The sequence below is a fragment of the Photobacterium sp. R1 genome (assembly GCF_054600795.1).
The window spans coordinates 1-360 of the sequence record NZ_BAAHZP010000228.1 but is presented as its reverse complement, the minus strand read 5'-3'; the positions used below and the strand labels follow the sequence as shown (position 1 = coordinate 360).

1 protein-coding gene is annotated in these 360 nt (G+C 50.0%); it reads right to left on the bottom strand.

Going from position 1 to position 360, the window contains the following annotated elements; translation table 11 throughout:
• A partial coding sequence (locus ACYP03_RS24790) for a thiaminase II/PqqC family protein (RefSeq protein WP_459782496.1) occupies nucleotides 1-360 on the bottom strand: 360 nt, incomplete at both ends.

The window sequence follows — 360 nt, the reverse complement described above, 5'->3', positions numbered from 1 at the left end:
ATGGCATAGCCTATCGCACATGGGGCCAGGGCAGTAAATAAATCAGTCAGATCACCAGCCATACCTGTGTCCAGCACATACCTTGTATAGGCCACGGTTCCTACATCTTCAGCTTCGGCTTCCATGTCAGACTCAGTTAATCCCCACTGCTGGCAGTAGGTTACATGGTGATGCATTTCACTGCCGATAAGCGCCTGTAAACTGGGTAGCGGGCGGCGCATGTCTTCCAGCGTTGTTGCTTTATAGATGGCAAGGGCATAAGCACGGGCATAATGTTTCAGGAACAGAAAGTCCTGTTTCAAATAATGCAGATAGGCCGCCGAATCTAATGACCCTTGCGCCAGTTGTGTAACGAAGTGG